The organism is Parviterribacter kavangonensis, from assembly GCF_056863335.1.
Map to the genome: position 1 here is coordinate 2,660,510 of NZ_JBXPJA010000001.1, position 26,177 is coordinate 2,686,686.

The window sequence follows — 26,177 nt, forward strand, 5'->3', positions numbered from 1 at the left end:
TGAGCGGGCGTCAGCCGAGTTGGGGAGAGATCTCCCGTTGGCTTTGAACGGGTGTCATTCGAAGCTGCCAGCTTCTGGTCGGAGCGGAGAAGTGGGGGTAGAGCCGCTTTGTGACGACCCCCCCGCCACATGCCGTCCTGCTCGATCGCGATGGGACGATCGTGGTGGACGTCCCGTACAACGGCGATCCGGCGAAGGTTCTTCTGATGGCGGGCGCGCGCGAGGCGATCGCGCGGCTTCATCAGGCCGGGATCGCGACTGCGGTGGTCTCGAACCAGAGCGGGATCGGGCGGGGGATGCTGACCCGCGAGCAGGTCGACTCCGTCAATCGACGGATCGAGGAGCTGGTCGGTGCGCCGCTTGGGCCGTGGCTCGTTTGCCCGCATGGGCCGGACGACGGCTGCGACTGCCGGAAGCCGTTGCCGGGCCTCGTCAACCAGGCGGCCGAGTCCCTTGGGGTCGACCCAAGCGACTGCGTCGTGATCGGCGACATCGGGGCTGACATCGAGGCTGCGAAGGCCGCGGGTGCGCGTGGGATCCTCGTGCCGACCTCCATCACTCGCGAGGAGGAGATCGACGCGGCCGATGAGGTCGCGGACAGCCTCCTCGAGGCGGTGGAGCGGGTGCTCGAGCAGAGGGTGGCGGCGTGACCCACGTCCTCTACTGCCGCCTCGACAACGACGGCGACGTCCTGCTCCAGGGCCCGGCGATCCGGGCCGTTGCCGCAGGCGCCGACAAGGTGACCCTGCTCTGCGGGCCGAGAGGACGCAAGGCCGCGGAACTGCTGCCCGACGTCGACGAGATCCTCGTCCACAAGGCCGCCTGGATCGACGCGCAGCCGGACCCGGTCGACCGCCAGACGATCGACGCACTCATCAACGAGCTCCGCGACCGCCAGATCGACCAGGCGCTCATCTCGACGTCGTTCCACCAGAGCCCGCTGCCGCTCGCGCTCATCCTTCGCATAGCCGGCGTGCCGATCGTCTCGGCGATCAGCATCGACTACCCCGGCACGCTGCTCGACGTCCGCGCGCCCGACCCCGGCGACATCCATGAGGTCGAGCGGGCGCTGGGGCTCGCCAAGACGCTCGGCTACGAGCTTCCGCCGGACGACGATGGCCGGCTCAAGGTCAACTCCGGCGAGAAGCCAAGCGGGATCGAAGAGCCGTACGTCGTCGTCCACCCCGGCGCGTCTGTTCCCGCGCGCGCGTGGGAGCCGCATCACTACCGCGCGCTCGTTCACGAGCTGACCGACTCCGGAACGAACGTCGTCGTCACCGGCGGCCCCGGCGAACGAGAGCTCACCGCGTTCGTCGCAGCGGACGAGGCTCTCGATCTCGGCGGCGCCACCGATCTGCCCACTCTGGCGGCGACGCTGGAGCAAGCCCGGGCGGTCGTCGTCGGCAACACCGGCCCGGCGCATCTCGCGGCCGCGGTGCAAACACCGGTCGTCTCCCTCTTCGCCCCAACCGTCCCGGCAGCTCGCTGGCGGCCATGGAAGGTCCCCCACGAGCTGCTGCACGTGGAGGTGCCCTGCGCGGGATGCCGCGCGCGCCTCTGCCCCGTGTCCGGCCACCCCTGCCTGAACGAGGTCCCAGTGTCCGCAGTGCTGAACGCTCTCGAACGGCTCATCACGCCGGTGGTCGCATGAGCCTCAAGGTCGCGATGGTCAGCGAGCACGCGAGCCCTCTCGCGGCGCTCGGTGGCGAGGACGCGGGCGGGCAGAACGTCCACGTCGCGTCGCTCGGCCGGGGGTTGGCGGACCTCGGTTGCGACGTCGTCATCCACACCCGCCGGGACACGCCGCAGCTCGAGCGCCGCGTGCAGCTCACCGAGAACCTCGCGGTCGATCACGTCGACGCCGGCCCGCCGGAGGAGGTCTCGAAGGACGAGCTCCTCCCCCACATGGACGCGTTCGCCAAGGACCTCCACGAACGATGGAAGAACGACCGTCCGGACATCGTCCACGCGCACTTCTGGATGAGCGGCCTTGCCTCGCTCCAAGCGGCGCGGCCGCTGAACATCCCGGTCGTCCAGACGTTCCACGCGCTGGGTGTCGTCAAGCGCCGCCAGCAGGGCATCAAGGACACGAGTCCGCCCGAGCGCGAGCACCTCGAGCCGCAGGTCGCCCACGACGTCGACCACATCATCGCGACGTGCAGCGACGAGGTGTGGGAGCTCGTGCGCCTCGGCGCCGACCGTCACCACATCTCCGTGATCCCGTGCGGCGTCGACCTCGACCACTTCACGCCCGACGGCCCCGCGCTCGAGCGCACCCCGGGCATGCAGCGCGTCGTCACGATCTGCCGGCTGGTGGAGCGCAAGGGCGTGGGGAACGTCATCGAGGCGGTCGCGGCGCTCGACGGAGTGGAGCTGCTCATCGCCGGCGGCCCGCCCAAGAAGCGGCTGCACGAGGACCCCTTGGCCAGGCGCCTGATGGGCGTCGCAGAGCAGCTCGGCGTCGCGGACCGCGTCCACTTCCTCGGCCAGGTCGCCCGCGACGACGTGCCGGCGCTGCTGCGCTCGGCCGACGTCGTCGCCTGCACGCCGTGGTACGAGCCGTTCGGCATCGTGCCGCTCGAGGCCATGGCCTGCGGTGTGCCGGTCGTCGCCAGCCGCGTCGGCGGCCACATCGACACGGTCGTGGACGGCGTGTCCGGCCTGCACGTTCCCCCTCGCGACCCGGAGAGCTGCGCCATGGCCCTCCGGGAGCTGCTCGCCGACCCGGAGCGGCGCGAGCAGCTCGGCAACGGCGCGGCGCGGCGTGCGGCCCGCGGCTACGACTGGCGGCGGATCGCCGTGGCGACCCGCGACGTCTACGCGCGCATCGTCTCGGGCGAGCACCACGAGGCCGCCCGCCCCGCCCGTCACGTCCGCACCCGCTCGGGGGAGGGAGCGTCGGCGTGACCCGCCCCGCACCGCTCGTCGTCATCGGCGACGCCCTGCTCGACCGCGACCTCGAGGGCAGCGCGCTCCGTCTGAGCCCGGACGCCCCGGTGCCGGTGCTGAGCGACCTGGAGAGCACGCCCCGCGCGGGCGGCGCCGGGCTCGCCGCCGTGCTGGCGGCGCGTGACGGGCGCGAGGTGACGCTGATCACGGCACTCGCGCGCGACGAGGCGGCGCAGGAGCTGCGCGCGCTGCTCGCCGGCGAAGGCATCACGGTGGTCGACCTGGGCCTCGACGGCGAGACGCCCGAGAAGGTCCGCGTGCGCGCGGGCGGGACGGCGCTCGTGCGGCTCGACCGCGGCGGCGCGGGCCGGACGGTCGGACCGCTGACGCTGGACGGGCGCCTGGCGATCGCGCGGGCGAAGGCGGTGCTGGTGTCCGACTACGGACGCGGCGTGGCCGCCGATCCCAAGGTGCGTGCTGCACTGGAACGCCTCGGGGCAGACCGTCCCGTGGTTTGGGACCCGCACCCGAACGGCCCTCCTCCGACGCGTGGCGCGACGCTCGTCACGCCGAACCGCGCGGAGGCGGAGCGGTTCGCCCTCACTTCGGGTGCGGATCCCGCTCCGGAGACGGCGGCCTCTGCGCTCGCCCGGCACTGGAGCGCGGTCTACGTCGCCGTGACGCTCGGCGCGCGCGGCGCCCTGCTGCGCAGCGGCGATGAGGACGGGCCGCCGCTGGTGGTCCCGGCGCCGTCGGTCGCCCACGGGGATCCGTGCGGCGCGGGCGACCGCTTCGCGTCGGCGGCGGCGGGCGCGCTCGCCGACGGCCGCCTCCCGAGCGAGGCCGTCGCCTGCGCCGTCGAGGCCGCCTCGCGGTTCGTCGCCGCCGGTGGAGCGGCGACGCATGGCCGCACACGCACCGCTCCGCCTGCGACGCAGAGCGCGGTCGAGCTGGCCGAACGGGTCCGCGCGCAGGGCGGCACCGTGGTCGCGACGGGCGGCTGCTTCGATCTGCTGCACGCGGGCCACGTCCAGGTGCTCCAGCGCGCCCGCGCGCTCGGCGACTGCCTCATCGTCTGCCTCAACTCCGACGCCTCGGTCCGCCGGCTGAAGGGCCACGACCGCCCGCTGAACGACGAGCACGACCGGGCCGCGGTGCTCGAGGCGCTGCGCTGCGTCGACGCGGTCGCGGTCTTCGAGGAGGACACGCCGGAGCAGGTGCTCGCGACGCTGCGCCCGCACGTGTGGTGCAAGGGCGGCGACTACGCGCTCGGCGAGCTGCCGGAAGCGAAGGTCGTCGCCTCGTGGGGCGGGCGGACGGTGGTGCTGCCGTTCCTCGCCGGGCGCTCGACGTCGTCGCTCATCGAGCGCGCCCGCGGCTGAGCTAGGGGATCGGCCCGCCCAGCGCGCTGACGACGACGCCCACGAGCGCGGCGCCGAGCAGCACTTGCAGCGGGCTGCGTCCCAACAGGAAGAGCGCGACAGCGGCGGCACCGACCACGACGCCCTGCCACACCTCGGCGATCCCCGACGCGAGCGGCACCGCGGTGCCGATGATCGCCCCGACCGCGGCCGGCCCGGCGCCATCGAGGAACGCGCGGGCGTTGACGTTCCCCCGGAACGCCGCGAACCGGCGGCCGCCGAGGCCGATGACGAGGAACGATGGGAGGAACGCGACGACCGCGGCGATGATCCCGCCGCCGAGCCCCGCCGCCGCGTAGCCGACGCCGCCGACCGTCTGCACGACCGGCCCGGGCGTGAGCTGGCCGAGCGCGACGACGTTGAGGAACTCCGTGTTCGTCATCCAGCCGTGGCGCTCGACCGCGTCGCCCTGCATGAGCGGGACGATCACGAAGCCGCCTCCGTACGACAGGGCTCCGACCTTGATAGCGGTCCACACGACGGCCGGCAGCTCGCTCGCCCTGCTCGCGGCGAGGAGCGCCAGCGCCGGCCAGGCGTGGAGCGCCGTGTGCTGCACCCAGCGCCGGCGCAGCCCCAGCTCGACCAACCCCGACGCGAGCAGCCCGAGCACGACCCACGCTCCGACGAAGGCCGCCAGCGCGGCGCCGATCACCGCGTACGCGGCGGCGCGAACGACGCTGGCGCCGGGCGTCTCACGCGCGCCCGCGAGGCTCGACCGCCCGAGCGCCACGCCCGCCTGCACGACCACGGCGACCACCGCGGCGCCCGCTCCCGCCGCGAGCGCGCGCAGCCACTCCGGCGGCGCGCTCGACAGCGTCGCCGCTGCGAGCGCCAGCAGCAGCACGAGCCCCGGCAGGATGAACGCCAGGCCGCCGACGATCGCGCCGGGGATGCCGGCGACGCGCTGCGCGCAGTAGATCGCGAGCTGCGTCGACGCGGGGCCGGGCAGCAGGCCGCAGGCCGCGTTCGCGTCCTCGAACTCTCGGGCGTCGATCCAGCCCTTGCGGTCGACCACGAGGTCGCGCAGCAGCGCGACGTGCGCGGGCGGGCCGCCGAAGCCGATGACGCCGATGCGGCCCCATTCGCGTAGGACCTCCGGCAGGCCGACGTGCACGGCCCGCCATGATGCCGGGCCGTGGACCTCGACACCGTCCTGCTGGCGCTCGGCGCCCTGCTCGCATTGGGCGCCGCGCTCTCGGGCATCGCCCAGCGCTCGTTCCTGTCCCTGACGGCCGTCTTCGTCGTCGCCGGCTTCGTGCTGGGCGAGGGCGGCCTCGAGGTCCTGCAGTTCGACCCGACGTCCAAGTTCGTCGAGGACCTGGCCGTGATCTCGCTCATCGTGATCCTCGCCCGCGACGGGATCGAGATCGATCGCGAACTACTCACGACCGCGTGGCGGCTGCCGCTGCGCAAGCTCGTGCTGGCGATGCCGCTGACCGGCCTGATCGTCGCGGCCGCGGCGATGCTGACGACCGACTTCGACTGGGAGCACGCGCTGCTGCTCGGCGCACTGCTGTCGCCCACCGATCCGGTGCTGTCGAACGCGGTCGTCACGAACCCGCGTGTGCCGCGCGTGATCCGGCACTCGCTGAACCTGGAGAGCGGGCTGAACGACGGCCTCGCGCTGACCGCGGTGCTGACGTTCCTCGCCGCCGTCGATCCGGACGGCGGCGGTTTCGTGTGGTGGGAGTTCCTGCTGCAGGACGTGGGGATCGGGCTTGCAACCGGCATCGCCGTCGGATGGGTGGGGTCGCTGCTGATGCCGCGCACGCTCGGCTTGCAGGCCGAGCTGCCCGATCACCAGCGGGCGCTCTTCGGCCTCGGCGTCGCGCTCGCGGCGTACGGGATCGCGCTGGCGCCGCCGGAGGGCAACGGGTTCATCGCCGTCTTCGTCGCGGCGATCACGCTCGGCATCCGCCGCCCCGACATCCGCCGCGCGGTCGAGGAGCGCTCCGAGGACATCGTCGAGATCGTCAAGCTCGTCGTGTTCGTCGTCTTCGGCGCGATCCTCACGACCGACGTGCTCTTCGCCGACGGCTGGGCCGCGGTGGCGATCGTCGCGGTCACGTTCCTCGTCGCCCGACCGGTCGCCCTTTGGTTGTCCCTGCTCGGGACGGGAACCGACCGCGCGACGTGGGCGTTCATGAGCTGGTTCGGCCCGAAGGGCGTCGCGACGATGGCGTTCTCGCTGCTCGTCCTCGCCGAGCAGGTCCCCGAAGGCGAGCGCCTCTTCGGCATCGCCGCCCTCGCGGTCTTCGTCTCCGTCCTCGCCCACGGCCTCACCGACACGCCGGGCGTCGAGTGGCTCGCGCGACGGTCACCCGAGCCCGAGCGCTCGCCGTGAGTTCCGTCCGTCCGCGAACATATGTTCGTGTGCGTGAGGTTGACGAACAGAGCGCAGGGCGACCTCGGAGAGCTCTCGGCGATCGACTGGTTCGTCAGCCGCGGTTCGCACGTCTACCTCCCACTCGGCCACGCGCCGGACTGCGACCTCGTCGTCGACGACGGCGAGAAGCTGCTCCGGATCCAGGTCAAGACCTGCACTCGCATCGAGAACGGGCGGTTCACGGTGATGCTCGCCACGAAGGGCGGCAACCAGAGCTGGTCCGGCACCGTCAAGCGCTTCGGCGCCGACCGCTGCGACCGCCTTTTCGTCCTGACCGGGGGCGGCCGGCGGTGGCTGATCCCGTCCGAGCGGGTGGAGGGCGAGACGGCGATCCTGCTGGGCGGCCCGAAGTACGCGCCCTTCGAGATCGAGCCCGGTCGCCCGATTCCCCCTCGCTAAACTCCATCGCCGCGCCAGGCGGGATACCGAAGCGGTCAAACGGGCGTGACTGTAAATCATGTGGCTCAGCCTTCGCAGGTTCGAATCCTGCTCCCGCCATAAGTAGGAATGTGCAGGTAAGAGCCCGCCAGATGGTGGGCTCTTTGCATGTCGCGCCCTATGTGAGGTCTATCGCGTTCGGTCCGGGTACGCCGGGTACACCACCCCGACCGGAGACGTTGTTGAATGAGGGCGACGACGACACCATGGATGGGCGCGTGGTGACGCGGTTCAAGCGAGACGCGTCGCATGAGCGCGCCCGCGCTCTGCGCGAGCGTCTGCCTGCGGAACCCGAAGCGGTGACGCGGTTGCGGCGTGCCGTCGTGGATCTCGCGCGCGCCAACGGGGCCGATGAGCGCCTGCTGGGCGACATCCGGCTCGCGGTGTCCGAGGCGGTCGCGAACGTCGTCATGCACGCGTACGACGACGGCGATCAGGGCTGGGTCGAGTGCCGTGCGCGCTTCGACGACGGCGTCCTCGAGGTGCTCGTGGCCGACGATGGCCTGGGAATCCGAAGCAAGCCTTCGACGGGTCAGGGCCTGGGACTCGGGCTCGTCGCGCAGGTCACGTCCGACTTCAGCATCGGGCGGCGCGCGCCGCGTGGCACCGAAGTGCGCATGTGCTTCGTGCTCGGCGTTCCGGCATGATCTGAGCGTGACCGAGGGGGATCCGAACGCCGAGTTCGAGCGGCGTGCTGCGCTGATCGAGGCCAACGGCCGGCGTGTCAACGAGGCGATCGAGCGGGGGCATCGCGGCAGCGACCGAGCCATGTTCATGTGCGAGTGCGGACGGCTCGGATGCACGACAGCGATCGAGCTCACCCTCCGCGACTACGAGCAGCTGCGCGCCGGCTACGACCGCTTCCTGCTGCTGCCCGGCCATGAGCTGCCCGACGTCGAGACGGTCATCGAGCGTCATGAGGGTTACCTGATCGTGGCCAAGGAAGGCGCCGGCGTGGACATCGCGCGGGACACGGACCCGCGCGAGGACACCAACCCCATCTGAAGCTTCAGCCGAGCATCCGCTCCCAGAACGCGAGCAGGGCGGCCCGCGCGGCGCCGCGGCGCCGCGGCGCGTCCCCGCCATCGCCGAACGTGTCGAGCAGGTACGCCCGATGGGTCGCCATCGCGAGGCGAGCCGACTCACCCGGGTCCGGCGGCGGATGCTCGGCCTCGCGCAGCAGGCGTTCGAGCAGCCGCCGCGGAGCCACAAGAGCTCGATCGAGCTCCGCCGCCACCTCCGAGTCGCGGCGCGCCGCGTCGTCGATCGCGCGCAGCAGCCGGCCGTGCTCGGCGTAGACGGCGACCTGGCCGTCGACCATCGCCTCCAGCAGCTCGCGGCCCTCCAGCCGCTCGACGTGATCGACGAGCGGGTCGTCCGAGTCGGGCAACAGCTGAGGCGCCAGCGCCGGCACGCTCGGGAAGTGGCGGTAGAAGACTGTCCGCGCGAGCCCCGCCTCGTCCATCACCGCGCCGACCGTCAACGACGAGAACGGCCGCTCCAGCAGCAGCGCCCGCGCGGCCTCGAGGATCCGGCGCCGCGCCTCCTCCGACGAGACGCGTGCGCTGCGAGCTGCAGTTGACACAGTGTCGCAAGCATGGCACAGTGGGCTTTGCGACACAACGTCACAAAGGACCGAAGATGCGAGCGACGATGGACAGGCTGGATAAGAAGATCGAAGGCAGCGTCACGCTCTCCGACGGACGGGCGCTGAGCTACACGACCTACGGCGACCCGCTCGGGACACCGGTTGTCGTGCTCGACGGGCCCTGCTCCCGCGGGCTCGCGCGGGCGGCGGCGGAGACCGCGGCCGCGGAGGGGATCAGGCTCATCGCGCCCGACCGGCCGGGAGCGTTCGGGAGCACGCCGCAGACCGGCCGGCGGATCGTCGACTGGCCGGCCGATCACGCCGCGCTGCTCGACGCGCTGGAGATCGAGCGGGCGGGCGTCTTCGGGCAGTCGGGCGGGACGCCCTACTCGCTCGCCGCGGCCGCGGCGCTCCCGGATCGCGTCACGGCGGTCTCGCTCATGGGCGCGATGGCGCCGCTGCACGACAAGGGCGCGATGAAGGAGGCCGGGTCGCAGGTCCGCGCCGGTGCGCGGCTCGCGCGCAAGGCGCCGTGGCTGCTCAAGTTCGCGCTCCGTCGGCAGGACCCCGAGAAGATGGCGCGCAAGGCGGTCACCGAGCTTCCGCCCATCGACGCGAAGCTCATGCAACAGGACCGCTGGTGGCAGCTCCACCTGACCTCGACCGAGGAGATCCTCGGCCAGGCGCCCGCGGTCGTGGAGGAGCTCGCGCTCATCGCCAAGCCGTGGGGCGTCGACTTCAGCGCCGTCCGGTGCCCGGTCGAGTTCTGGACCGGCGAGGGCGACCCCGTCCACCCGGCGCCGCACGCCCGCCGGCTCGCGAAGGCGCTCGGCGGGCGTCCGGTCCACGTCATCCCGGACGCGGCGACGTTCGGCCTCCTGCCGCACTACGCCGAGGCGCTGCGCCACGCGCGCGGCGCCTGAAGGGGGCCCGCCGCAGGGTCGGACGGCGGGCCCCCGAGGTGCTACGGGATGAGCACCTTGTTGATGACGTGGATCACGCCATTCGAGGCGTCGATGTCGGTCTTCGTGACCTTCGTCGACTTGTTGAGGAACACGTTGCCGCCGCGCACCGAGATGCGGATCGACTTGCCGTTGACGGTCTTCGCGCTCTTCAGCTTCACGACGTCGGCGGCCTTCACCTCGCCGGCGACCACGTGGTAGGTCAGGACCGCCTTGAGCAGATCCGGGTCGTTGGAGACCTTCTTCAGCGTCTTCTTCGAGAGCTTCTTGAACGCCTTGTTCGTCGGCGCGAAGACGGTGAACGGACCGTCGGCGGACAGGGTCTCGACCAGGCCGGCCTTCTTGACGAGGCTCACGAGCGTCGTGAACCGCGGATCACCGGCGGCGATGTCGACGATGGTCTGGGCGGAGCCGGCGGCCTGTGCCGACGGTTCCGCCGTGGCGGTCGAGGCGACGGGTACCGCAAGCGCAGCGGTACCGGCGAGGACGAGCATGATGCGCTTCACGAGGACGACCTCCCATTGGGGGGGTTGGAGTTCGTCCCCGGTACGGCGGCGGCCCCGAACCGAGATGGTCGAACTGCGCCGAGATGGCGCGCGGCTCGACCCAATTCCGGGTGCGACGGCCTAGACGGCGTCGCGCAGCCGCTGCGCCTCGGGCAGCGACTCGAGCTTCTTGAGCGTGTGGTTCTCGATCTGGCGGATCCGCTCGCGCGTCACGTTGAACGCCCGGCCGACCTCCTCGAGCGTCCGCGGGCGCCCGCCGAGCAGGCCGAAGCGCATCTCGATGACCTCGCGCTCGCGCTGCGGCAGCGCCTGGAGCGCCTTGCGGACGTTCTCCTTGCGCAGGTTCTCCGACGCCATCTCGAACGGCGAGATCGTGGACTGGTCCTCGACGAAGTCGCCCAGCTCCGACTCCTCCTCGTCGCCGATCGGCTTCTCGAGCGAGACGGGCTGCTGGCTCATGCGCAGGATGTCGCGGACCTCGCGGGTCGTGCACTCGAGCTCGGAGGCGATCTCCTCGGGCGTGGGCTCGCGGCCGAGCGACTGGACGAGCTGGCGCTCGACGTGCACGACCTTGTTGAGCTTCTCGACCATGTGGACCGGGATGCGGATGGTGCGGCCCTTGTCGGCGATGGCGCGGGTGACGGCCTGCCGGATCCACCAGGTGGCGTAGGTGGAGAACTTGTAGCCGCGGCGGTAGTCGAACTTCTCCACCGCGCGGATGAGGCCGAGCGAGCCCTCCTGGATGAGGTCCAGGAACGTCAGGCCGCGCCCGAGGTAGCCCTTGGCGATCGAGACGACGAGCCGGAGGTTCGCCTCGACCATGTGCTGCTTGGCCGCCATGTCGCCGCGCTCGATGCGCTTGGCGAGGGAGACCTCCTCCTCGGCCGTCAGCAGCGGCACGCGGCCGATCGACCTGAGGTACAGGCGCAGGGAATCCAGCGACGGCTCGACGGTCAGGTCGATCTGCGGCTTCTTCGCCGTCTCCTCGGCGTTCGGCTCACGACGGGCGGCGGCGGCCGCCTCGACCTTCGCGGCCTCGGACGTCGCGGCACGGCCGTCGGCGCCCACGACGTCGATGCCCTGGTCGTCCAGGTAAGAGTGCAGCTCCTGCACCTGCTCCTTGGTGACCTCGACTTCCTCGAGCGCCGTCGCGATCTGCTCGAACGTCAGGAGACCCTTCTCCTGACCCTCCGCGATCAGCGGACGAAGCTCGTCGAGATCGGCGATCGACGTCTCGTCAGCAAGTAGCGACTTCTCGCTCAACGGTTCCCCCCCGGGTCCTCTACGGCTGGCCTGTTGCCATCAACACAAGATGCGGTCCCATCCACACAGACACCATCGGACATGTGTCCGGTCGACCTTTAGCGCTTTCTTGCATCCGGTCGCACAAGCCGAGTATGGATGATCCGCAAAGCGGTGTCGATGCCCGTCGCTACGCTCGTTGACGTGAACGTGGTCTCGTCGCTCGACGTGCAGGCCTCGCTGCCGACCCTGCACGTCTCGTTGTCGCGCGTCGGCGTCACCGGCGTGGAGAAGGTCATCCGGATCAACGACCAGCTCTTCAGCGCGCGTCTGGAGTGCTACGTCGACCTCGGTCCGAAGCAGAAAGGCGCGCATATGTCGCGCTTCGAGGAGACGGTCAACGACGCGATCGGCGAGGCCGTGCTGGGCGAACCGGCGTTCCGCGCCGAGCAGCTCGCCGCCCGCATCGCCGAGACGGTGAGGGAGCGTCAAGACGCGTTGCGCGCCGAAGTGACCGTCGCCGCGCGGTACCCGGAGCACAAGCCGGCGCCCGTCAGCGGGATCCTCACGCAGGAGATCTACACGATGCTCGGCTCGGCCGTGGCGAGCGAGAATGGCACGCGGAAGCTCATCGGCGTCCAGGCCCAGGGCATGACCGCGTGCCCGTGCGCGCAGCAGCTCGTCGCAGGCTCGGCGCGCGGGCGCTTGTCCGACGACGGCTTCAGCGACGACGAGATCGCCCGCATCTTCGACCACGTCCCCGTCGCCACGCACAACCAGCGCGGCCTCGGGACGCTGCAGATCGGCTGCCCCGAGGACTGCGTGCTCGAGCTCGACGCGACGCTGCTGCTGTCGATCGTCGAGAGCTCGATGTCATCCGAGATCTACGAGCTCATGAAGCGCTCCGACGAGGGCGCGGTCGTCGAGAAGGCGCACCGCCAGCCGCGGTTCGTCGAGGACTGCGTGCGCGAGATGATCGGGGGCGTCGTCGAGCGGCTCCCCCAGCTCACCGACGACCACTTCGTCTCGGCCAAGCAGGAGAACCTCGAGACGATCCACCAGCACAACGTGGTGGCGGAGCGGTTCGGGCTGCTGGGCGAGATCAAGCGGGAGCTCGCCTCGGGCGAGCACCTGCCGCATCACACGTCGGCGCGCGAGTGGCTCGACGCGGCCGGCCGCTGAGCCTCCGCCAGCTTCCGCAGCCCGAAGAAGAAGTCGATCCCGCTGATCACCGTCACGGCGACGGCGGCGTAGACGAGCCCGTCGACCCACGCGGGTGACGGGTCGAACAGGATCAGGAAGAAGATCGCCGCGACCTGAACGACGGTCTTCGCCTTCCCCCACCCGGCGGCGGCGATGACCTGCGGCGCCTGCGCACGGGCGATCGTGACGGCGAGCTCGCGGGCGATGATCACCATCGCGACCCACGCGTCGAGGCGGTCGAGCGACACGAGCGAGACGAGCGCCGCGATCACCAGCAGCTTGTCGGCGATCGGGTCCATCAGCTTGCCGAACGTCGTGACCGACCCGCGCGAGCGCGCGAGCCAGCCGTCGACGAAGTCCGTCAGCGACGCGAGGGCGAAGACGACGGCGGCGAGCACGTCGCCGTGCTCGGTCTCGCCGAGGAGTGCCACCACGAGCACCGGCACCAGCAGGATGCGGAGCACCGTGAGGACGTTCGGGACGTTGACCGGGAAGATGGACTGAGACTACCCCGGCTCCACCGGGGACTCTCGCGCCCCGTACCGGGTTGCTCCGGCGCTCGCGGCGACGACGAGCGCCATGGCGACGACCTGCCGCGCCGCGAGGTCCTGGCCCGCGATGACGAAGGCGGCGATCGCGCCGACGGCGGGCTCGAGGCTCATGAGGATCCCGAAGACGTGGCTCGGCATCCGGCGCAGCGCCTCGACCTCGAGCGAGTACGGGATGACGCTCGACATGAGCGCGACGGCGAGGCCGATCGCCAGGATCTCGGGAGCGAGCAGGTCGGAGCCCGCCTCGACGATGCCGGGAACGATCGGGACCAGCGCGGTGACGACCATCGCCAGCGCGAGCCCGTCCATCCCCTCGAAGCGCTCGCCCGTGCGCTTGTTGATGAGGATGTACGCGGCCCACAGCACGCCCGCGGCGAGCGCGAAGAGGACGCCGGCGGTGTTCGCTCCCCCGCCCGGCCCCGCGAGCAGCACGATCCCGATCCCCGCCAGCAGCGCCCACAGCAGGTCGAGGCGGCGGCGCGACCCGAACACCGCGACGCCGAGCGGCCCGGTGAACTCGAGCGTCAGCGCGACACCGAGCGGGATGCGGTCGAGCGCCTCGTAGAAGCACAGGTTCATCACGCCGAGGACGAGTCCGAAGACCGCGGCGAGCTTGAGGTCCGCGCGCGTGTACCGGCGCGGGTCGGGGCGAACGAGCGCGAACAGCACGATCGCGGCCAGCCCGAGGCGCAGCAGCGACATGCCCGCGGGGCCGACGTCGTCGAAGACGGTCGTGGCGAGCGCGGCGCCGCACTGGATCGACGTCGCGCCGGCGAGGACGAGCGTGACCGGCGGGACCCGGTCGACCGCCCGCGGGACTAGGGCTTGAGCTTGCGACCGGTCGCGAAGAGCCATGTCGACCACGCGACGCAGACGAGCGCCAGCCCGCCGGTGACGCCGAGCGCCAGCCCGATCGGCACGTCGCTCGTTCCCAGGAAGCCGTAGCGGACCGACTGCACGAGGAAGAAGATCGGGTTCGCGTGGGAGATCTCCTGCCATGGCGACGGCAGGACGTCGATCGAGTAGAAGACGCCGCCGAGGAAGGTGAGCGGCAGGATCGCCAGGTTGTTGACGAAGGCGGTGTGGTCCCAGCTCTCCGCGTAGATGCCGACCACGACGCCGAGCGCGCTGAACAGCGTGAGCGCCAGCGCGACGGCGACGACGAGCTCCACCGGCTCGCGGATCGGGACGTCGACGACGAGCAGGCTGGCGACCAGCAGCGAGATCCCGATGAGCAGCGCGCGCACGATGCCGCCGAACGACAGCCCGACGTTGATCTCCCACGGCCGCATCGGCGACGCGAGGATGTCGTTGATGTAGCGGTCGAAGCGGGCCTGGAAGACCGAGGCGGAGTTGTTCGCGTACGCCGCCTGGACCATCGCCATCGTGATGAGGCCGGGAACGATGAAGACCTCGTAGTCGACGCCGTCGATCTGCTTGATCCGGCCGCCGAGCGACAGGCCGAAGACCAGGATGAACAGGAACGACGAGACGACCGGCGCCGCCACCGTCTGCGTCCACAGCTTCAGGACCCGGTTCACCTCGCGCCCGGTCAGCGCCACCAACCCACGACTCATCGTCATCACCCTAGGACGCTTGACGCGCGCGCCGGGCGCAACGAGAGTCGACCTGCACACGATCTCGAGAGGAGGTCTCGAGGATGGCCGTGGCAGTCGTTCAGGAGTGGGCGGCGTCGACGGGCCGGGGCACCACCGGCTACGACGCCGTGGCGAACGAGGTCCGGGAGCGCACGGGCGGAGAGCCGGAAGGGCTCATCGTCCACAGCGCGGGCTATGACGGGGACACGTTCCGCGGGTTCTCGATCTGGGAGTCGCTCGAGCACTACGAGCGGTTCCGCGACGAGGTGCTCATGCCGTCCGTCGCAGCGTCGGGGCCGGCCGCCGGCTCGCCGCCGGAGATCCGGACGTACGAGCTGCACGCGCTCGTCGCCCCTTCGCGCGCGCACGCGTCCTGACGTCGTTCAGCGGATGACCCGGTCGCCCACGCCGAAGGCGAGGACGGCCGGGTCGCCCGGCACGACGCGCACGGGCAGGTCGTGCGGGCCGAGCCACGCGTCGAGGCGGGCCGCGTCGCCCGCGAGCTCGATCCACGTGATGCCGCCGGCGTCCGTTCCGGCGCCGGGGTCGGGCACGTCGTGGTCGCGGCTGAGGAAGAACGGGAGGAGCGGCTCGGCGAGCGCCTCCTCCACGCCGGCGATGCGCGCGGTGAGGCCGCGGCGCGAGATCGCGGTGACCTGGACGCCGAGCCGCTGCGCCACCGCGTCGGCGTCCGGCACCTCGACGACCCAGCCCATGAGGCCGTCGCCGGCGGTCTCGAGCCGCTTCGCGACCGCGCGGCCGAACGGCGACCCGGCGGCCTCGTCCGCGTCGGCGATCCCGACGATCTCGAGGTAGCCGCCGCCGAGCGGCACGATGCGGTTGTGCGTCCCGATGCGGTCGTGGCGCCCGCCGCCGGTGGCGACGAGGCCGTGCTCGGCCTCGATGCGGGCGGCCGCGGCGTCGAGGTCGGCGGCGGCGAGGATGACGTGATCCATACGCACCGTGCCGGAACCGTGACAGCATCCGCAGCACCGTGACCGCGACGAACCGTCAGATCCGCCTCGCCGCTCGCCCCGAGGGCGACATCAAGCCGTCCGACTGGGAGCACGCCGACGTCCCGGTCGAGGACCCGCCCGAGGGCTCGTTCCTGGCCCGCACGCGGTGCATCTCGCTCGACCCCGCGATGCGCGGGTGGCTGCGCGACGTGCCGTCGTACATCCCGCCGGTCGGGCTCGGCGAGGTGATGCGCGCCGGGTCGGTCGTCGAGGTCATCGCCTCCAACCACCCGGACTTCGCGGTCGGCGATCACGTCAGCGGGATGTTCGGCGTGCAGTCGCACGTGATGTCCGACGGCGCGGGCGCCGTGAAGGTCGACGGTGGGACGGCGCCGCTGACCACGTACCTCGGCGCGCTCGGCATGCCAGGGCTGACCGCGTACTTCGGGCTGCTCGACGTCGGTGCCCTGAAGGAGGGCGAGACCGTCCTCGTGTCCGGCGCCGCCGGCGCGGTCGGGACGGTCGTCGGGCAGATCGCCAAGCTCAAGGGCTGTCGTGTCATCGGCATCGCGGGCGGGCCCGACAAGTGCGCGATGCTCACCGACGAGCTCGGGTTCGACGCCGCGCTGGACTACCGCAAGGACGGGCTGAAGGACGCTTTGAAGCGCGCGACGCCCGACCGCGTCGACGTCTACTTCGACAACGTCGGTGGGGAGATCCTCGACCTGGCGCTGACGCGGCTGGCGATGAAGGCGCGCGTCGTCATCTGCGGAGCGATCAGCCAGTACAACACCGAGGCGCCGATGAAGGGCCCGTCGAACTACATGGCGCTGCTCGTCTCCCGCGCGCGCATGGAGGGGTTCCTCGTCTTCGACTACGCGCCGCGGTTCGGCGACGCGGTCCGCGAGCTCGGCGGCTGGATCCGGTCGGGCGATCTGAAGGTCAAGGAGCACGTCGTGCACGGCACGGTCGACGACTTCCCCGAGACGCTGCAGATGCTGTTCCGCGGCGAGAACGTCGGCAAGCTCGTGCTCGACGTGTCCGACTGCTAGAGCGGCTTCGCGAACCAGCGGTCGGCGAACGGCTCGTCGTTGAACGGCTCGACCTCGGCGTAGCCGGCCGAGCGGTAGAGCGCGATCGCCTCGGGCAGCACGTCGCTCGTCTCCAGCCGCGCCGTGTGCGAGCCGCGATCGCGCGCAAGGCCTTCGAGCCGCTCGAGCAGCCGCCGCCCGATGCCGAGCCCGCGCGCCGACTCGTCGATCCACATCCGCTTGAGGTCGGTCACGTCGCCGGGGTGGTGCTTCACGGCGCCGCAGCCGATCGCCTCGCCGCGCAGGTACACGACGACGAACGCGCCGTGCGGCGGGCGGACCTCGTCCGGCTCGGCGGTCGCGCCGGTGTGCGGATCGAAGCCGCGGTCGGGCGCGCGGCGACGCAGCTCCTCGTAGTACGCGCGAAGGCAGCGCTGCGCGTCGTCGGTCTCGGGATCCTCCTCCCGCAGCTCGACGAGGTCGGAGGTCACCGTCCCACGCGGTAGGTGATGTGGGTCGCGTGGGGCGAGTTGACGACCGCGATCGGTTGGAGGCCGGGGTCGTCGACGTCGTCGAAGATGCGCTCTCCGGCCCCGAGGAGCACGGGCGCGATGTTCAGCGTGAGCTCATCGACCACGCCGGCCCGGAGCGCCTGGCGCACGGTCGACGCGCCGCCGGCGATGTCGACCTCCATGTCGCCCGCGGTCTCCTTCGCGCGCGCGTACGCGGCGTCGAAGCCGTCGGTGACGAAGTGGAACGTCGTGCCGCCCTGCATCTCGATCGGGTCGTGCGCGTAGTGGGTGAGCACGAAGACGGGCGCGTGGTACGGCGGCTCGTCGCCCCACCAGCCGCGCCAGTCGCCGGTCCACTCGCCGCGGATCGGGCCGAACATGTTGCGGCCCATGACGTACGCGCCCTTCGGCGCGAGCAGCATCTCGCGGACCGGGTCGTCGAGCTCGTAGCCGGGCTCGCCGACGGGATGGAGGTGCCAGTCGTGCAGCTCCCGGCCGCGGGTGCCGAGCGGGTTGTCCTCGCGCTGGTCGGGGCCGGCGACGAACCCGTCGAGCGAGATGGACATGTGGCAGGTTGTCTTGCTCATCGGCGGTTGAGACCTTCGCATGGCGGACGACTCATCGGTGCACATCATCCTTCCGGAAGCGCTCGCACCGGTGGCGGCCGAGTCGCTCGGCGCCGCCGGCATCGCGGCCGTCACCGAGACGGACGCCGAACGGGCGGCGGCGGACGAACGAGCGATCGCGCTCATCGGGCCGTTCCGCTCGCACGACGTCGCCGAGGCGGTCGAGGCGACCGCACCGGCCGGGCTGCCGCTCATCGCGCCGGTCGCAACGTGGGCCGGAGTGACGCGCGACGACGAGCCCGGCTGCGACGACGCCGCCCGGCACCGCGGCACGGTCATCCGGCTCGTCGCCCGCGACACCGTCGTCGCGCAGCGGATCGCCGCGGACATCCGGGACAGCGGCCGCACCGCGTTCGTCGTCGCGGGCGAGCACGACTACGGCGTTCAGCTCGACGGACAGCTGCGGATGGCCGGCCTGCCCCGCACCGACGACCCGGAGCGCGCCGACCTCGTCGTCCTCGCCGGCCTCGCGGGAGAGCCGGAGATCGAGCGCGCCGCGGCGCTCGGAGGCGTCCCGATCGTCGCCTTCGACGGCGTGCAGGGCGCAGACCTCGGCGACCGGGAAGTCCACGTCGCCCTCCCCTTCGGGCCCGAGGCCGCTGCCGACGGTGAGGTGCGTCTCGAGCCGCTGGTGCGTCGCGCCGCGGATCTCATCGCCGCCGCGGTCGGCGAAGGCGCCCGGGATCGCCCGTCGCTGCTCGCCGCGCTCCGCCGCCTCGGCCCTTTCGATGCCCACGGCGACCCGGTCGACCCGCCCGTGTGGCTCTGGCGCGCCGACTCCGGCTGGCGGCTGACGCCCGACCGCGCCCTCTAGGCCCGCACCGCGGGGCGGTGGTCGATCCGGCGGCCGAGGAGCTCGCCGGCGACCATGCTGCGGTGGATGTCGTTCGTGCCGCCGGCGACGGTGTGCTCGCGGACGCAGCGGTAGAGCCACTCGAGCGGCATCTCCTGGTCGAGGCCCGTCGCGCCGTGGATCTGGATCGCGAGGTCGGTGACGAGGCAGGCCGCGTCGGTCGCCGCGATGCGCGCGGCCGAGGAATCCAGGCGCGACGGCAGCCCGTCGTCCGCCGAGGCGACGGCGCGGTAGACGAGCAGCCGCGCGCTCTCGAGCGCGATGTACATGTCGGCGAGCTTGCCCTGGACGAACTGGAAGTCGCTGATCGGCCGGCCGAACTGGCGTCGCTGCCCGGCGTACTCCGTCGCCATCTCGAACGCGGCGCGCGCGATGCCGAGGACGTAGGCGGCGGCGCCGCTGCGCTCGAGGCTGTAGGCGGCCATCAGCCGGCGGAACGCCTGCCCGGTCATGAGCACGTCGCCCTCGTCGATCGTCGCGTCGTCGAAGAAGAGCTCGTTCCAGCGCGCGCCCGACATGTGCAGGTGCGCCTTGCCGATCGTCAGGCCGGGCGTGTCGCGGTGGACGATGACCGCGCCGATGCCGTCGGTGCCGGGCCCGAAGCGGACGAACACGAGCATGTGATCGGAGACGTCGGCGCGGCTGCAGAACGTCTTCTGGCCGTTGATGACGCACTCGCCGCCGCGCAGCTCCGCGCGTGTCTTGAGGTCGGTCAGCGCGGTGCCGGCTTCCGGCTCGGACAGCGAGATCGCGAAGCGCTCGAGCCCGGCGCAGACCGGCGGGACGTAGCGGGCCTTCTGCTCCTCAGTGCCGTACTTGGCGATGAACGACGCCGGCCCGGTGATCGCCATGAGCGCGTGGTCGCCGGTGGTCGGGCACGCGTGCGCGATCTCCTCGATCGCGATCACCGCGTCGATCTCGTGGCGCCCCGCTCCCCCGTGCTCCTCGGGCAGCGCGATGCCGAGGATCCCGAGCTCCCCGAGCAGTCGGAGGTTCTCGAGCGGCGGCGCGAAGTCGCGCCGCTCCCACGCCGTCGGCCGGAAGCGCTCCATCGCGACGCGGCGGCAGAGGTCTCGTAGTTCCGACTGATCCGGGGTGAGCGAGAAGTTCACGGGCCTGGCGCCGGAACTTACGCTCGGCCTCGCGAAAGCCGAATCGGGGAGACCGCATGCCGACTGTGCACAGCTACAAGGACCTGCTCGACGCGAACGCGTACATCCGCAAGCTGAGCGACTCCTTCTACTTCCAGTGCACGACGCGCACCGTGCAGGAGTCGAAGCTCTACCCCGTCAGCCCGTACATCGCGCTGTCGTACCTGCAGGCCTGGTACCGCTACCCGGAGCTGTTCCGCAAGATCGACGCGGCGATGCCGGCCGAGGAGATCGGCGACCGCGCGCGGCAGGTCGGCACCGCGGTGAACACCGAGACGATGGGCGCGATCGCGCAGTTCTACCTCGGCGGCCGCCAGATCCTCATCGACCTCGGGATGCTCAAGCCGACCGACGCGCTCGACGACGTCATGTTCGTCCTCGACTTCTGCCGGCGGCTCAACCTCTCCTACCACCGCGCGCACGCGCACCTGATCCCGAGCGACGCCGGCCACCGCGACCAGATCCACACCGCGCGCCAGACGCAGGCGTTCGCCGACGCGGCGATCGGCGTGACGCCCGGCGACCGGCTGCACCGCGCGTTCGGGCGGATGATGGCGGCGCTGTCGACGTACGGGTTCCTCACCCACTGCGAGTGCCGGCTGTCGTTCGCGAACCACGGCCCGTACCGGATGGCGGACGGCAACGAGATGCTCGTGCGCGACGCGCTCGACCTCGCCGAGTGCGACTACCCGTGGATGGACGGGATCGCGTCCGAGCTCGAGCACAACAACCTGACGGTCACCGTCGTCATGAAGGACACGCACTTCACGATGGTCGACGACTGGGCGAGCTTCGAGGCGGCGCCGGCGTACGACGACCGCAACATCGTCGCGATCGGCGTCTACACGTCGGACCTGCTCTCCGACGGCTACGTGCCGCTGCACATGGACGACCCGTCGGCGCTGGCGGACTTCCTTGAGGACCTCGCCGAGCGCCTCGACGGCGCGACGGCGGCGATGTGGCGATCGATGGCGTCGTGGACGCGCGACCAGATGCTCGACGCGGGGCTGCTCGTCTACGCGTCGGGCGTGTGCAAGGACCTCGCGCACTTCGCCGGCGTCTACGACCAGCGCGACTGGTTCGAGGTCGAGGAGCGCGTGCACCGCTTCAAGCCGCTCATGAACGACGAGTACGCGAACGGGCTGATCGGCGAGATCGTCGGGCTCGTGTCGCTGCCGTCGCAGACCATGAGCCCGTTCCACATGGCGCGCTACTCCGATCAGCGCGGCGAGATGTGGAACACGATCCCGTACTCGGTGCTCTCCGACGACGAGTGGACGGCCGGCGTCGGGCCGATCCGCGGCGGCAGCACGTCGCTGCCGCCGAAGACCGCGCAGTGGGCGACGACGCAGGGCCGCCTGCCGCTCGACGAGCTCAACGCGCGCGGGAAGGCGTTCTCCTCGCGCGTGCACGAGCTGCGCCACTACGACGACGACCAGTGGGCCAAGGGGAACCCGGACGACCCGCGTGCGGTCGAACTGGAGCGGGCCGCCCGGGTGACGGGCGCGAGCGTGGGCTAGCCGGCCACCAGCTCGTTGCCGTGCCGGCGCAGGACGTCGGCGACGTCGTCCGCCGGGACCACGTGCGCCGGCGGGACCGTGCGCGTCTCGGCCGGCACGCTGGCCGCCTCGACGAGGTCCTCGAAGCCGCCGGGCGTGAGGATCCAGAGCATCCGGGCGCCGTCCGGCCCGACCTCGAAGCGGTGCGGGACGTCGCGCGGGCCGAACGCGTGGTCGCCCGCGGCGAGCTCGACGGTGTCGTCGCCGACCGTGACGGTGACGCTGCCCGCGAGCACGAGGAAGCCCTCGTCCTCGGTGTGGTGCACGTGCAGGGGCGCAGCGAGCCCGGCGGGCGCGGTGACCTCAAGGAGGCTGTAGCGACCGTTCGTGTCGGCGGCCGAGGCCTTGACCTCGGCGAGCATCCCGAAGAACCAGCGGGGCTGACCGAGTGCGGTGGGAGTGTGGGTGGTGGTGGTCATTGGGCCACTATAATTAGACGGACGGATTTCGTCAACGAAATGTCTCCGCGGAAATACGACATGTCGAAGCGCGCCGCCGCCGTCGCCCAGACGCGGGAGCGGATCGTCGACGCGGCGCGCGCGCTGCACGGCGAGCGGGGGATCGGCGCAACGAGCTGGGAGGACATCGCCGCGCGCGCCGGCGTCGGCGTCGGCACCGTCTACCGGCACTTCCCGTCGCTGGACGAGCTGGTGCCCGCCTGCGGGGAGGTCACGATGCGGGCGGTCGCGCTGCCCGAGCCGGCGAGCGCGCCCGAGCTGTTCGCCGATGCGACCGCGGCGGCGGAGCGCATCGAACGGCTGGTCCGCACGGCGTTCGCGGCCTACGACCGCGGCGCGCCCGAGTTGCGGGCGATCCGCCGCGAGGCCGACGTCCACCCCCGCGTCGCCGAGGACCGCGATGCGGTCGAGGCGTCGCTCGGCGCGCTGGTGGACGCGGCGCTCGCGCCGCTGCGGGTGCCGGCCCGCGATCGCGCCGTCGTGCGGGCGCTGGTCGACTTGAACATGTGGGAGGCGCTGCGCGACCAGGGGCTCGGTCGCGACGCGCGCGTCGCCGTGGTCGCCGATCTCGTCCGCACGATCACCGGGGCGTGACGACGAGGCATCATGCGCGGGATGGAGCTCACCGTGATCGGCGTCGTGGAGTCGCCGCTGCAGTCGATCGAGGACGCGCCGCGGCAGGGCGACGAGGGCGCACCCGAGGCGTGGCTCGCGTTCTCGCCGGCGTTCTTGCCGGCACTCGAGGGGGTGGAGGTCGGCGACGAGGTGCTCGTGCTGACGTGGCTGGATCGCGCGCGGCGCGACGTCCTGCGGGTCCATCCGCGTGGGGACGCATCGCGGTCGGAGGCCGGCGTGTTCGCCACGCGGTCGCCCGACCGGCCGAACCCGATCGGGCTGCACGAGGTCACGGTGCTGGAGCTTGCGGGCGAGCGCGTGCGCGTGAGCGGGCTCGAGGCGCTCGACGGCACGCCGGTCGTCGACGTGAAGCCGGTGCTGCGCGGCGTGCCCGAACGCTGATCCGGATACGGTGCCCGCCTCGTGTCAGGGGCTCCCACCTACGTGCACCGCGAGCGCGTCCGCTTCGGCGATCTCGACGCGCTGCGGCACCTCAACAACGTCGTCTACCTGCGCTACTTCGAGACGGCCCGGATCGGGTTCATCACCGAGCTGCTGCCCGAGCGCAACCCGACCGCGCCCGAGCAGGACGACACCGCGCTGATCTTCGCCGAGTGCAAGATCAACTACCGCTCGCCGGTCTTCTACGACGAGGAGGTCGAGATCCGGCTGTCGATCGGCGAGGTCCGCCGCAGCGCCTTCCGCGTCGACTTCGAGATGCACGTCGGGGAGCGCCTCGCCGCCGAAGGTCATGGGTGGCTGGTCGGCTACGACTACGTCGCGCAGAAGGCGGCGCCGCTGTCGGCGGCGCTCGTCGAGCGCCTCGCCGGCTGATGGCGCGGCGCCGGTCCCTCACGGGGCGTAGTGTCGTCCCAACCGGGACAGCCGGTCCCGGCGACCGAGGGAGTGCGCATGGTCAAGCCGATCCTTCTCACCGCTGTGGTCGTCGGACTGGCGGTGGCCCCGACCGCGGATGCACGCCTCGGGCTCGGCTCCGGTGGTGTTGCCGCATGCGCGGCTGCCAACGAGGTCGGCGCGGGCGAGCTGGCGCCGATCCCGCAGCTCGGCGCGTACCCGGGCCCGCCCGGTCCCTACGCCGGGCCGAACTCGAAGATCGACTACGCCGACGGCAAGAACAACGGCACCGATCTCATCCTGTTCTGCCAGACGCAGATCTGACCTCGCCCCGCCACACGTCCGTCGATAACCCGCGCGCCGCGATCCCGGGGCCCGTCGCGGCGCGCCGATGAAGTCCGGGCCGGCGGCGCCACGTCGCGTATGTTCGCGGAGAGGCTGCCCGTCACGGGCACCGCGTATCGCCGGGTACGCACCCGGAGACGTCGTCCCTCGCGCCTGTCCTCCGGGTGCCAGTCGGCCCCCGCAGATCGAGCGACCGCGTCAGGTGCACACCATCCGGGTCGTCTCGAACTCGGCGGTCATCTCGCCCGCGGCGTTCATGGTGAAGTGGGCGTGCTCGTAGAGGAACGCGCGTGAGCCGTCGGATCCGCGGGCCACGACGCGGTTGAAGTCGGTGTCCTGCTCGACGAGCTCCTCCGCGTTCCGGACGGACCGGATGCTCTCGATGTCGTGCGTGCCGAACGTGCCGCGGTAGCTGGGGCCGGTGCCGTCGAGCGGAACTGCCACCACTTGCGCGTGGAGGACCAGGTGGAACATCAGAGCGCCGGTGTCCTCGAAGAACGTGAAGTGCACGACCATGTGGCCCTCGCCGCTGATCGTGTAGAGCTCGTCCTGGCAGAGGAACGGCTCGTCGGAGAACGACTCCGAGGGCTTCGTGACCTCCGTGTCGGTGATCGGAGGCTCCGCGGCCGCCGTCCCGGCCGAGGCGAGCAGCAGCCCGGCGGCGACCGCCAACCCGGTCCATCGCACGCGCGTCATGCCCGCTCCCTTCTCCGTGTGCACCGGCGCGATGCCTGTCGGGTCGAGTCTCGCCCCGCCGCCGGGGGCGGTCAACCTCGGCGGACGCCTTCCACGGTTCCGACGGGCACGCTCTTCACAAGGCGGACGCGTGACGGGGGCCGTCTGTCCCTCGTCTGTTGGAACCGCCGGCGAGCGAGTGGTCAGGCGACCGTCGTCGGTCCGGGCCCGGCCGCCATGGCCTTGACGTAGACGTCGGCGAGGGAATCGGCTTCGTAGGCGGTGCGGAGGCCTTCGGCGGTGTCGCGGGCGAGGAGCTGGCCGGAGCGGATGAGGGCGATCTCCTCGCAGAGCTCCTCGGCTTCCTCGAGGTAGTGGGTGGTGAGGAGGATCGTGGTGCCCTCGCCGTGGAGGCGGCGGATGTAGCGCCAGAGCTCGAGGCGGAGCTCGAAGTCGACGCCGGCGGTCGGCTCGTCGAGGATGACGAGCGGCGGCTCGTGCATGAGCGCGCGGGCGAGGAGCAGGCGGCGGCGCATGCCTCCGGAGAGCTTCGGCGCGCGGACCTCGGCCTTCCCGCGCAGGTCGAAGACGTCCATCATCTCCGTCGCCCGGCGCTTCGCGTGCGCGCGATCCATGCCGTAGTAGCCGCCGTGGTAGAGCAGCGTCTCCTCGACGTCGAGGAAGCGGTCGAGGTTGACGTCCTGCTCCGCGAGGCCGACGAGCTTGCGGGCGTCCGCCGTGTCGTGGCGCTCGCCGAAGATGCGCACGTCGCCGTCGGTGATCCGGATGAGGTTGCAGACCGCCGAGATGAGCGTCGTCTTCCCGGCGCCGTTCGGGCCGAGCAACCCGAAGAAGTCGCCGGCCTCGACGCGCAGGTCGAAGCCGTCGAGCGCGAGGAGACCGTCGTCGTAGCGCTTGGTCAGGCCGGTGAGCTCGAGGGCGGGCGGGGTCACCCCAACGAGGCTACGACGGGAAGTCAGCGCGGCCGGGAAGAGGGCGTGTAGGGGCGCGCGGCTACTCGCCGGCCCAGGACTGCAGGTCGGGCTTGGGGTCGCGGGCGCTTCCGCCCTCGTACCAGCCGGGGCTCGTCCAGATCTCGAAGTGGAGGTGGCAGGCCGAGGCGTTGCCCGTCATGCCGACCGAGCCGATGCGCTGGCCGGCGGCGACGTCCTCGCCTTCGCTCACCGACGCGGGCGAGGAGAGATGCATGAAGACGTGGTCCTCGCCGGACGGGGCGGTGAGGACGAGGTAGTTGCCGGCGCTGCCCTCGGTCTTGCGGATGCGGACCTCGCCGCCCTCCGGCGCGATGAGCGGCAGGCCGCAGTCGGCCATGACGTCGACGCCGCGGTGGCCGCCGTCGGCGCCGAACCCGCGGCCCCACGTCCAGTCGCCCTGCACGGGGAACGAACCGTCGCCGGACGCGCTGCGCGGTGCCGCACGGCGATCCGACATCTCGTCCGACGCGTCGACGACGGAGGGGTCCATGTCAGCGCGCTTGAAGAGCCCGCGCGCCTGGCCACGCGAGACGCGGCCGTCGACGGCGATGTCGACGCGGCGCTCGTACCTGCGGACGAGGCGAGCCGTGATCGACCCGAAGACGCCATCGTCGTCGGTCGAGTAGCCGACCTTCGTCAAGGCCTGCTGGACGAGCTTGACGTCGTCACCACGATCGCCCTGCTCGATGGTCCGCCACTCGGCGTTCGCAACGGAGGCGCACACCAGCAGCGCTGCGGCGGTTGTCAGAAGAACGCGTCGCA

The 26,177-nt window shown here is 71.7% G+C and carries 33 protein-coding genes and 1 tRNA gene; 19 read left to right on the plus strand and 15 right to left on the minus strand.

The window, feature by feature from the left end; genetic code table 11:
- The first annotated feature begins 110 nt into the window (after nt 1–110).
- Genes AC1UE4_RS13520 through rfaE2 form a run of 4 tightly spaced genes read left to right on the plus strand, consistent with a single transcriptional unit; the run spans nt 111 to nt 4,271 of the window.
- Nucleotides 111–650, plus strand: coding sequence for a D-glycero-alpha-D-manno-heptose-1,7-bisphosphate 7-phosphatase (locus AC1UE4_RS13520; RefSeq protein WP_482917752.1), 540 nt, complete (start codon nt 111–113; stop codon nt 648–650).
- Nucleotides 647–1,651: a glycosyltransferase family 9 protein gene (locus AC1UE4_RS13525; protein ID WP_482917753.1), complete on the plus strand. Its 1,005-nt coding sequence runs from the start codon at nt 647–649 to the stop codon at nt 1,649–1,651. The genes AC1UE4_RS13520 and AC1UE4_RS13525 overlap by 4 nt, the downstream gene beginning before the upstream one ends.
- Nucleotides 1,648–2,907 (plus strand): glycosyltransferase, encoded by a 1,260-nt coding sequence (locus tag AC1UE4_RS13530; protein WP_482917754.1) that lies wholly within the window; start codon nt 1,648–1,650, stop codon nt 2,905–2,907. The genes AC1UE4_RS13525 and AC1UE4_RS13530 overlap by 4 nt, the downstream gene beginning before the upstream one ends.
- Nucleotides 2,904–4,271, plus strand: coding sequence for a D-glycero-beta-D-manno-heptose 1-phosphate adenylyltransferase (gene rfaE2 / locus AC1UE4_RS13535; protein WP_482917755.1), 1,368 nt, complete (start codon nt 2,904–2,906; stop codon nt 4,269–4,271). The genes AC1UE4_RS13530 and rfaE2 overlap by 4 nt, the downstream gene beginning before the upstream one ends.
- A 1-nt stretch (nt 4,272) precedes the next feature.
- Here the strand turns inward: rfaE2 and chrA are convergent, their stop codons facing one another.
- Entirely contained in the window at nt 4,273–5,424 is a 1,152-nt protein-coding gene (chrA, locus tag AC1UE4_RS13540) for a chromate efflux transporter (protein ID WP_482917756.1), read from the minus strand.
- 21 nt (nt 5,425–5,445) lie between these two features.
- On the opposite strand from chrA, the gene AC1UE4_RS13545 reads away from it, so the two are divergent.
- The 5 genes from AC1UE4_RS13545 (at nt 5,446) to AC1UE4_RS13565 (ending at nt 8,139) form a co-directional block, all read left to right on the plus strand.
- Entirely contained in the window at nt 5,446–6,654 is a 1,209-nt protein-coding gene (locus AC1UE4_RS13545) for a cation:proton antiporter (protein WP_482917757.1), read from the plus strand.
- A gap of 33 nt (nt 6,655–6,687) precedes the next feature.
- A complete protein-coding gene (locus tag AC1UE4_RS13550; RefSeq protein WP_482917758.1) occupies nt 6,688–7,095 on the plus strand; it encodes a group I intron-associated PD-(D/E)XK endonuclease in 408 nt (135 codons plus the stop codon).
- A 17-nt stretch (nt 7,096–7,112) separates the two neighbouring features.
- Nucleotides 7,113–7,194, plus strand: a tRNA-Tyr gene (locus AC1UE4_RS13555).
- 161 nt (nt 7,195–7,355) lie between these two features.
- A complete protein-coding gene (locus tag AC1UE4_RS13560; RefSeq protein ID WP_482917759.1) occupies nt 7,356–7,781 on the plus strand; it encodes an ATP-binding protein in 426 nt (141 codons plus the stop codon).
- A 7-nt stretch (nt 7,782–7,788) separates the two neighbouring features.
- Nucleotides 7,789–8,139, plus strand: a complete 351-nt coding sequence (locus AC1UE4_RS13565; protein WP_482917760.1) for a hypothetical protein — start codon at nt 7,789–7,791, stop codon at nt 8,137–8,139.
- Between the two features lie 4 nt (nt 8,140–8,143).
- Here AC1UE4_RS13565 and AC1UE4_RS13570 read toward each other — a convergent pair whose 3' ends face one another.
- Nucleotides 8,144–8,719: a TetR/AcrR family transcriptional regulator gene (locus AC1UE4_RS13570; RefSeq protein WP_482917761.1), complete on the minus strand. Its 576-nt coding sequence runs from the start codon at nt 8,717–8,719 to the stop codon at nt 8,144–8,146.
- A gap of 68 nt (nt 8,720–8,787) precedes the next feature.
- Between AC1UE4_RS13570 and AC1UE4_RS13575 the strand changes: the two genes are divergently transcribed.
- On the plus strand, nt 8,788–9,645 hold the full coding sequence (locus AC1UE4_RS13575; RefSeq protein WP_482917762.1) for an alpha/beta fold hydrolase: 858 nt from the start codon (nt 8,788–8,790) through the stop codon (nt 9,643–9,645).
- A gap of 41 nt (nt 9,646–9,686) precedes the next feature.
- On the opposite strand, the gene AC1UE4_RS13580 is transcribed toward AC1UE4_RS13575, so the two are convergent.
- Nucleotides 9,687–10,178 (minus strand): fasciclin domain-containing protein, encoded by a 492-nt coding sequence (locus AC1UE4_RS13580; protein ID WP_482918245.1) that lies wholly within the window; start codon nt 10,176–10,178, stop codon nt 9,687–9,689.
- A gap of 132 nt (nt 10,179–10,310) precedes the next feature.
- Nucleotides 10,311–11,453: an RNA polymerase sigma factor RpoD gene (gene rpoD / locus AC1UE4_RS13585; RefSeq protein ID WP_482917763.1), complete on the minus strand. Its 1,143-nt coding sequence runs from the start codon at nt 11,451–11,453 to the stop codon at nt 10,311–10,313.
- Nucleotides 11,454–11,636: 183 nt separating this feature from the next.
- Between rpoD and mptA the strand changes: the two genes are divergently transcribed.
- Nucleotides 11,637–12,614: a GTP cyclohydrolase MptA gene (gene mptA, locus AC1UE4_RS13590; RefSeq protein WP_482917764.1), complete on the plus strand. Its 978-nt coding sequence runs from the start codon at nt 11,637–11,639 to the stop codon at nt 12,612–12,614.
- Here the strand turns inward: mptA and pgsA are convergent.
- From pgsA to AC1UE4_RS13605, 3 genes are read right to left on the minus strand one after another with little or no spacing between them, the layout of a single operon-like run.
- Nucleotides 12,572–13,132 (minus strand): CDP-diacylglycerol--glycerol-3-phosphate 3-phosphatidyltransferase, encoded by a 561-nt coding sequence (gene pgsA, locus AC1UE4_RS13595; protein WP_482918246.1) that lies wholly within the window; start codon nt 13,130–13,132, stop codon nt 12,572–12,574. The genes mptA and pgsA overlap by 43 nt on opposite strands.
- A gap of 9 nt (nt 13,133–13,141) precedes the next feature.
- Nucleotides 13,142–14,041 carry an EamA family transporter gene (locus tag AC1UE4_RS13600; protein ID WP_482917765.1) on the minus strand — a complete coding sequence of 300 codons (900 nt, stop codon included), beginning with the start codon at nt 14,039–14,041 and terminating at the stop codon, nt 13,142–13,144.
- Nucleotides 14,005–14,763, minus strand: a complete 759-nt coding sequence (locus tag AC1UE4_RS13605) for an ABC transporter permease (RefSeq protein ID WP_482917766.1) — start codon at nt 14,761–14,763, stop codon at nt 14,005–14,007. Before AC1UE4_RS13605 ends, AC1UE4_RS13600 begins: the two co-directional genes overlap by 37 nt.
- Nucleotides 14,764–14,852: 89 nt before the next feature.
- Here AC1UE4_RS13605 and AC1UE4_RS13610 point away from each other — a divergent pair, with 89 nt between their 5' ends.
- The gene (locus AC1UE4_RS13610; RefSeq protein ID WP_482917767.1) at nt 14,853–15,161 is read left to right on the plus strand and encodes a hypothetical protein; all 309 of its coding nucleotides are present in this window, start codon (nt 14,853–14,855) and stop codon (nt 15,159–15,161) included.
- Between the two features lie 6 nt (nt 15,162–15,167).
- Here AC1UE4_RS13610 and AC1UE4_RS13615 read toward each other — a convergent pair whose 3' ends face one another.
- A complete protein-coding gene (locus tag AC1UE4_RS13615; RefSeq protein WP_482917768.1) occupies nt 15,168–15,740 on the minus strand; it encodes a VOC family protein in 573 nt (190 codons plus the stop codon).
- Between the two features lie 38 nt (nt 15,741–15,778).
- On the opposite strand from AC1UE4_RS13615, the gene AC1UE4_RS13620 reads away from it, so the two are divergent.
- Nucleotides 15,779–16,792 (plus strand): NADP-dependent oxidoreductase, encoded by a 1,014-nt coding sequence (locus AC1UE4_RS13620; RefSeq protein WP_482917769.1) that lies wholly within the window; start codon nt 15,779–15,781, stop codon nt 16,790–16,792.
- Here the strand turns inward: AC1UE4_RS13620 and AC1UE4_RS13625 are convergent.
- Both AC1UE4_RS13625 and AC1UE4_RS13630 read right to left on the minus strand, forming a co-directional pair.
- A complete protein-coding gene (locus AC1UE4_RS13625) occupies nt 16,789–17,262 on the minus strand; it encodes a GNAT family N-acetyltransferase (protein WP_482917770.1) in 474 nt (157 codons plus the stop codon). The two genes, AC1UE4_RS13620 and AC1UE4_RS13625, sit on opposite strands and share 4 nt — an antisense overlap.
- On the minus strand, nt 17,259–17,870 hold the full coding sequence (locus AC1UE4_RS13630) for a dihydrofolate reductase family protein (protein ID WP_482917771.1): 612 nt from the start codon (nt 17,868–17,870) through the stop codon (nt 17,259–17,261). The genes AC1UE4_RS13625 and AC1UE4_RS13630 overlap by 4 nt, the downstream gene beginning before the upstream one ends.
- A gap of 19 nt (nt 17,871–17,889) precedes the next feature.
- Here AC1UE4_RS13630 and AC1UE4_RS13635 point away from each other — a divergent pair, with 19 nt between their 5' ends.
- A complete protein-coding gene (locus AC1UE4_RS13635; RefSeq protein ID WP_482917772.1) occupies nt 17,890–18,723 on the plus strand; it encodes a type 1 periplasmic-binding domain-containing protein in 834 nt (277 codons plus the stop codon).
- On the opposite strand, the gene AC1UE4_RS13640 is transcribed toward AC1UE4_RS13635, so the two are convergent.
- Nucleotides 18,720–19,874: an acyl-CoA dehydrogenase family protein gene (locus AC1UE4_RS13640; RefSeq protein WP_482917773.1), complete on the minus strand. Its 1,155-nt coding sequence runs from the start codon at nt 19,872–19,874 to the stop codon at nt 18,720–18,722. The two genes, AC1UE4_RS13635 and AC1UE4_RS13640, sit on opposite strands and share 4 nt — an antisense overlap.
- Nucleotides 19,875–19,930: 56 nt before the next feature.
- Between AC1UE4_RS13640 and AC1UE4_RS13645 the strand changes: the two genes are divergently transcribed.
- Complete coding sequence (locus AC1UE4_RS13645) at nt 19,931–21,433, plus strand: hypothetical protein (RefSeq protein WP_482917774.1); 1,503 nt, start codon at nt 19,931–19,933, stop codon at nt 21,431–21,433.
- Here the strand turns inward: AC1UE4_RS13645 and AC1UE4_RS13650 are convergent.
- The gene (locus AC1UE4_RS13650) at nt 21,430–21,891 is read right to left on the minus strand and encodes a quercetin 2,3-dioxygenase (RefSeq protein ID WP_482917775.1); all 462 of its coding nucleotides are present in this window, start codon (nt 21,889–21,891) and stop codon (nt 21,430–21,432) included. The two genes, AC1UE4_RS13645 and AC1UE4_RS13650, sit on opposite strands and share 4 nt — an antisense overlap.
- A gap of 60 nt (nt 21,892–21,951) precedes the next feature.
- Here AC1UE4_RS13650 and AC1UE4_RS13655 point away from each other — a divergent pair, with 60 nt between their 5' ends.
- The 4 genes from AC1UE4_RS13655 (at nt 21,952) to AC1UE4_RS13670 (ending at nt 23,724) form a co-directional block, all read left to right on the plus strand.
- Nucleotides 21,952–22,524, plus strand: a complete 573-nt coding sequence (locus tag AC1UE4_RS13655) for a TetR/AcrR family transcriptional regulator (protein ID WP_482917776.1) — start codon at nt 21,952–21,954, stop codon at nt 22,522–22,524.
- A gap of 12 nt (nt 22,525–22,536) precedes the next feature.
- The gene (gene tsaA / locus AC1UE4_RS13660) at nt 22,537–22,947 is read left to right on the plus strand and encodes a tRNA (N6-threonylcarbamoyladenosine(37)-N6)-methyltransferase TrmO (RefSeq protein ID WP_482917777.1); all 411 of its coding nucleotides are present in this window, start codon (nt 22,537–22,539) and stop codon (nt 22,945–22,947) included.
- 21 nt (nt 22,948–22,968) lie between these two features.
- Nucleotides 22,969–23,379, plus strand: a complete 411-nt coding sequence (locus AC1UE4_RS13665) for an acyl-CoA thioesterase (RefSeq protein ID WP_482917778.1) — start codon at nt 22,969–22,971, stop codon at nt 23,377–23,379.
- 78 nt (nt 23,380–23,457) lie between these two features.
- Nucleotides 23,458–23,724 (plus strand): hypothetical protein, encoded by a 267-nt coding sequence (locus AC1UE4_RS13670; RefSeq protein ID WP_482917779.1) that lies wholly within the window; start codon nt 23,458–23,460, stop codon nt 23,722–23,724.
- A gap of 219 nt (nt 23,725–23,943) precedes the next feature.
- Here the strand turns inward: AC1UE4_RS13670 and AC1UE4_RS13675 are convergent, their stop codons facing one another.
- The 3 genes from AC1UE4_RS13675 to AC1UE4_RS13685 all read right to left on the minus strand — a co-directional run bounded on the left by AC1UE4_RS13675 (nt 23,944) and on the right by AC1UE4_RS13685 (nt 26,139).
- On the minus strand, nt 23,944–24,441 hold the full coding sequence (locus tag AC1UE4_RS13675) for a hypothetical protein (protein ID WP_482917780.1): 498 nt from the start codon (nt 24,439–24,441) through the stop codon (nt 23,944–23,946).
- Nucleotides 24,442–24,623: 182 nt separating this feature from the next.
- Complete coding sequence (locus AC1UE4_RS13680; protein ID WP_482917781.1) at nt 24,624–25,373, minus strand: ABC transporter ATP-binding protein; 750 nt, start codon at nt 25,371–25,373, stop codon at nt 24,624–24,626.
- 61 nt (nt 25,374–25,434) lie between these two features.
- Nucleotides 25,435–26,139 carry a peptidoglycan DD-metalloendopeptidase family protein gene (locus tag AC1UE4_RS13685; RefSeq protein ID WP_482917782.1) on the minus strand — a complete coding sequence of 235 codons (705 nt, stop codon included), beginning with the start codon at nt 26,137–26,139 and terminating at the stop codon, nt 25,435–25,437.
- Nucleotides 26,140–26,177: the final 38 nt, after the last annotated feature.

Coding starts and splice junctions, on each gene's coding strand:
- AC1UE4_RS13675 (WP_482917780.1), bottom strand. CDS start 24,441: ATGACGCGCGTGCGATGGACCGGGTTGGCGGTCGCCGCCGGGCTGCTG.
- AC1UE4_RS13655 (WP_482917776.1), top strand. CDS start 21,952: ATGTCGAAGCGCGCCGCCGCCGTCGCCCAGACGCGGGAGCGGATCGTC.
- tsaA (WP_482917777.1), top strand. CDS start 22,537: ATGCGCGGGATGGAGCTCACCGTGATCGGCGTCGTGGAGTCGCCGCTG.
- AC1UE4_RS13650 (WP_482917775.1), bottom strand. CDS start 21,891: ATGACCACCACCACCCACACTCCCACCGCACTCGGTCAGCCCCGCTGG.
- AC1UE4_RS13645 (WP_482917774.1), top strand. CDS start 19,931: ATGCCGACTGTGCACAGCTACAAGGACCTGCTCGACGCGAACGCGTAC.
- AC1UE4_RS13630 (WP_482917771.1), bottom strand. CDS start 17,870: ATGAGCAAGACAACCTGCCACATGTCCATCTCGCTCGACGGGTTCGTC.
- AC1UE4_RS13635 (WP_482917772.1), top strand. CDS start 17,890: ATGGCGGACGACTCATCGGTGCACATCATCCTTCCGGAAGCGCTCGCA.
- AC1UE4_RS13605 (WP_482917766.1), bottom strand. CDS start 14,763: ATGAGTCGTGGGTTGGTGGCGCTGACCGGGCGCGAGGTGAACCGGGTC.
- AC1UE4_RS13530 (WP_482917754.1), top strand. CDS start 1,648: ATGAGCCTCAAGGTCGCGATGGTCAGCGAGCACGCGAGCCCTCTCGCG.
- AC1UE4_RS13670 (WP_482917779.1), top strand. CDS start 23,458: ATGGTCAAGCCGATCCTTCTCACCGCTGTGGTCGTCGGACTGGCGGTG.
- AC1UE4_RS13575 (WP_482917762.1), top strand. CDS start 8,788: ATGGACAGGCTGGATAAGAAGATCGAAGGCAGCGTCACGCTCTCCGAC.
- AC1UE4_RS13615 (WP_482917768.1), bottom strand. CDS start 15,740: ATGGATCACGTCATCCTCGCCGCCGCCGACCTCGACGCCGCGGCCGCC.
- AC1UE4_RS13580 (WP_482918245.1), bottom strand. CDS start 10,178: ATGCTCGTCCTCGCCGGTACCGCTGCGCTTGCGGTACCCGTCGCCTCG.
- AC1UE4_RS13600 (WP_482917765.1), bottom strand. CDS start 14,041: ATGGCTCTTCGCGACCGGTCGCAAGCTCAAGCCCTAGTCCCGCGGGCG.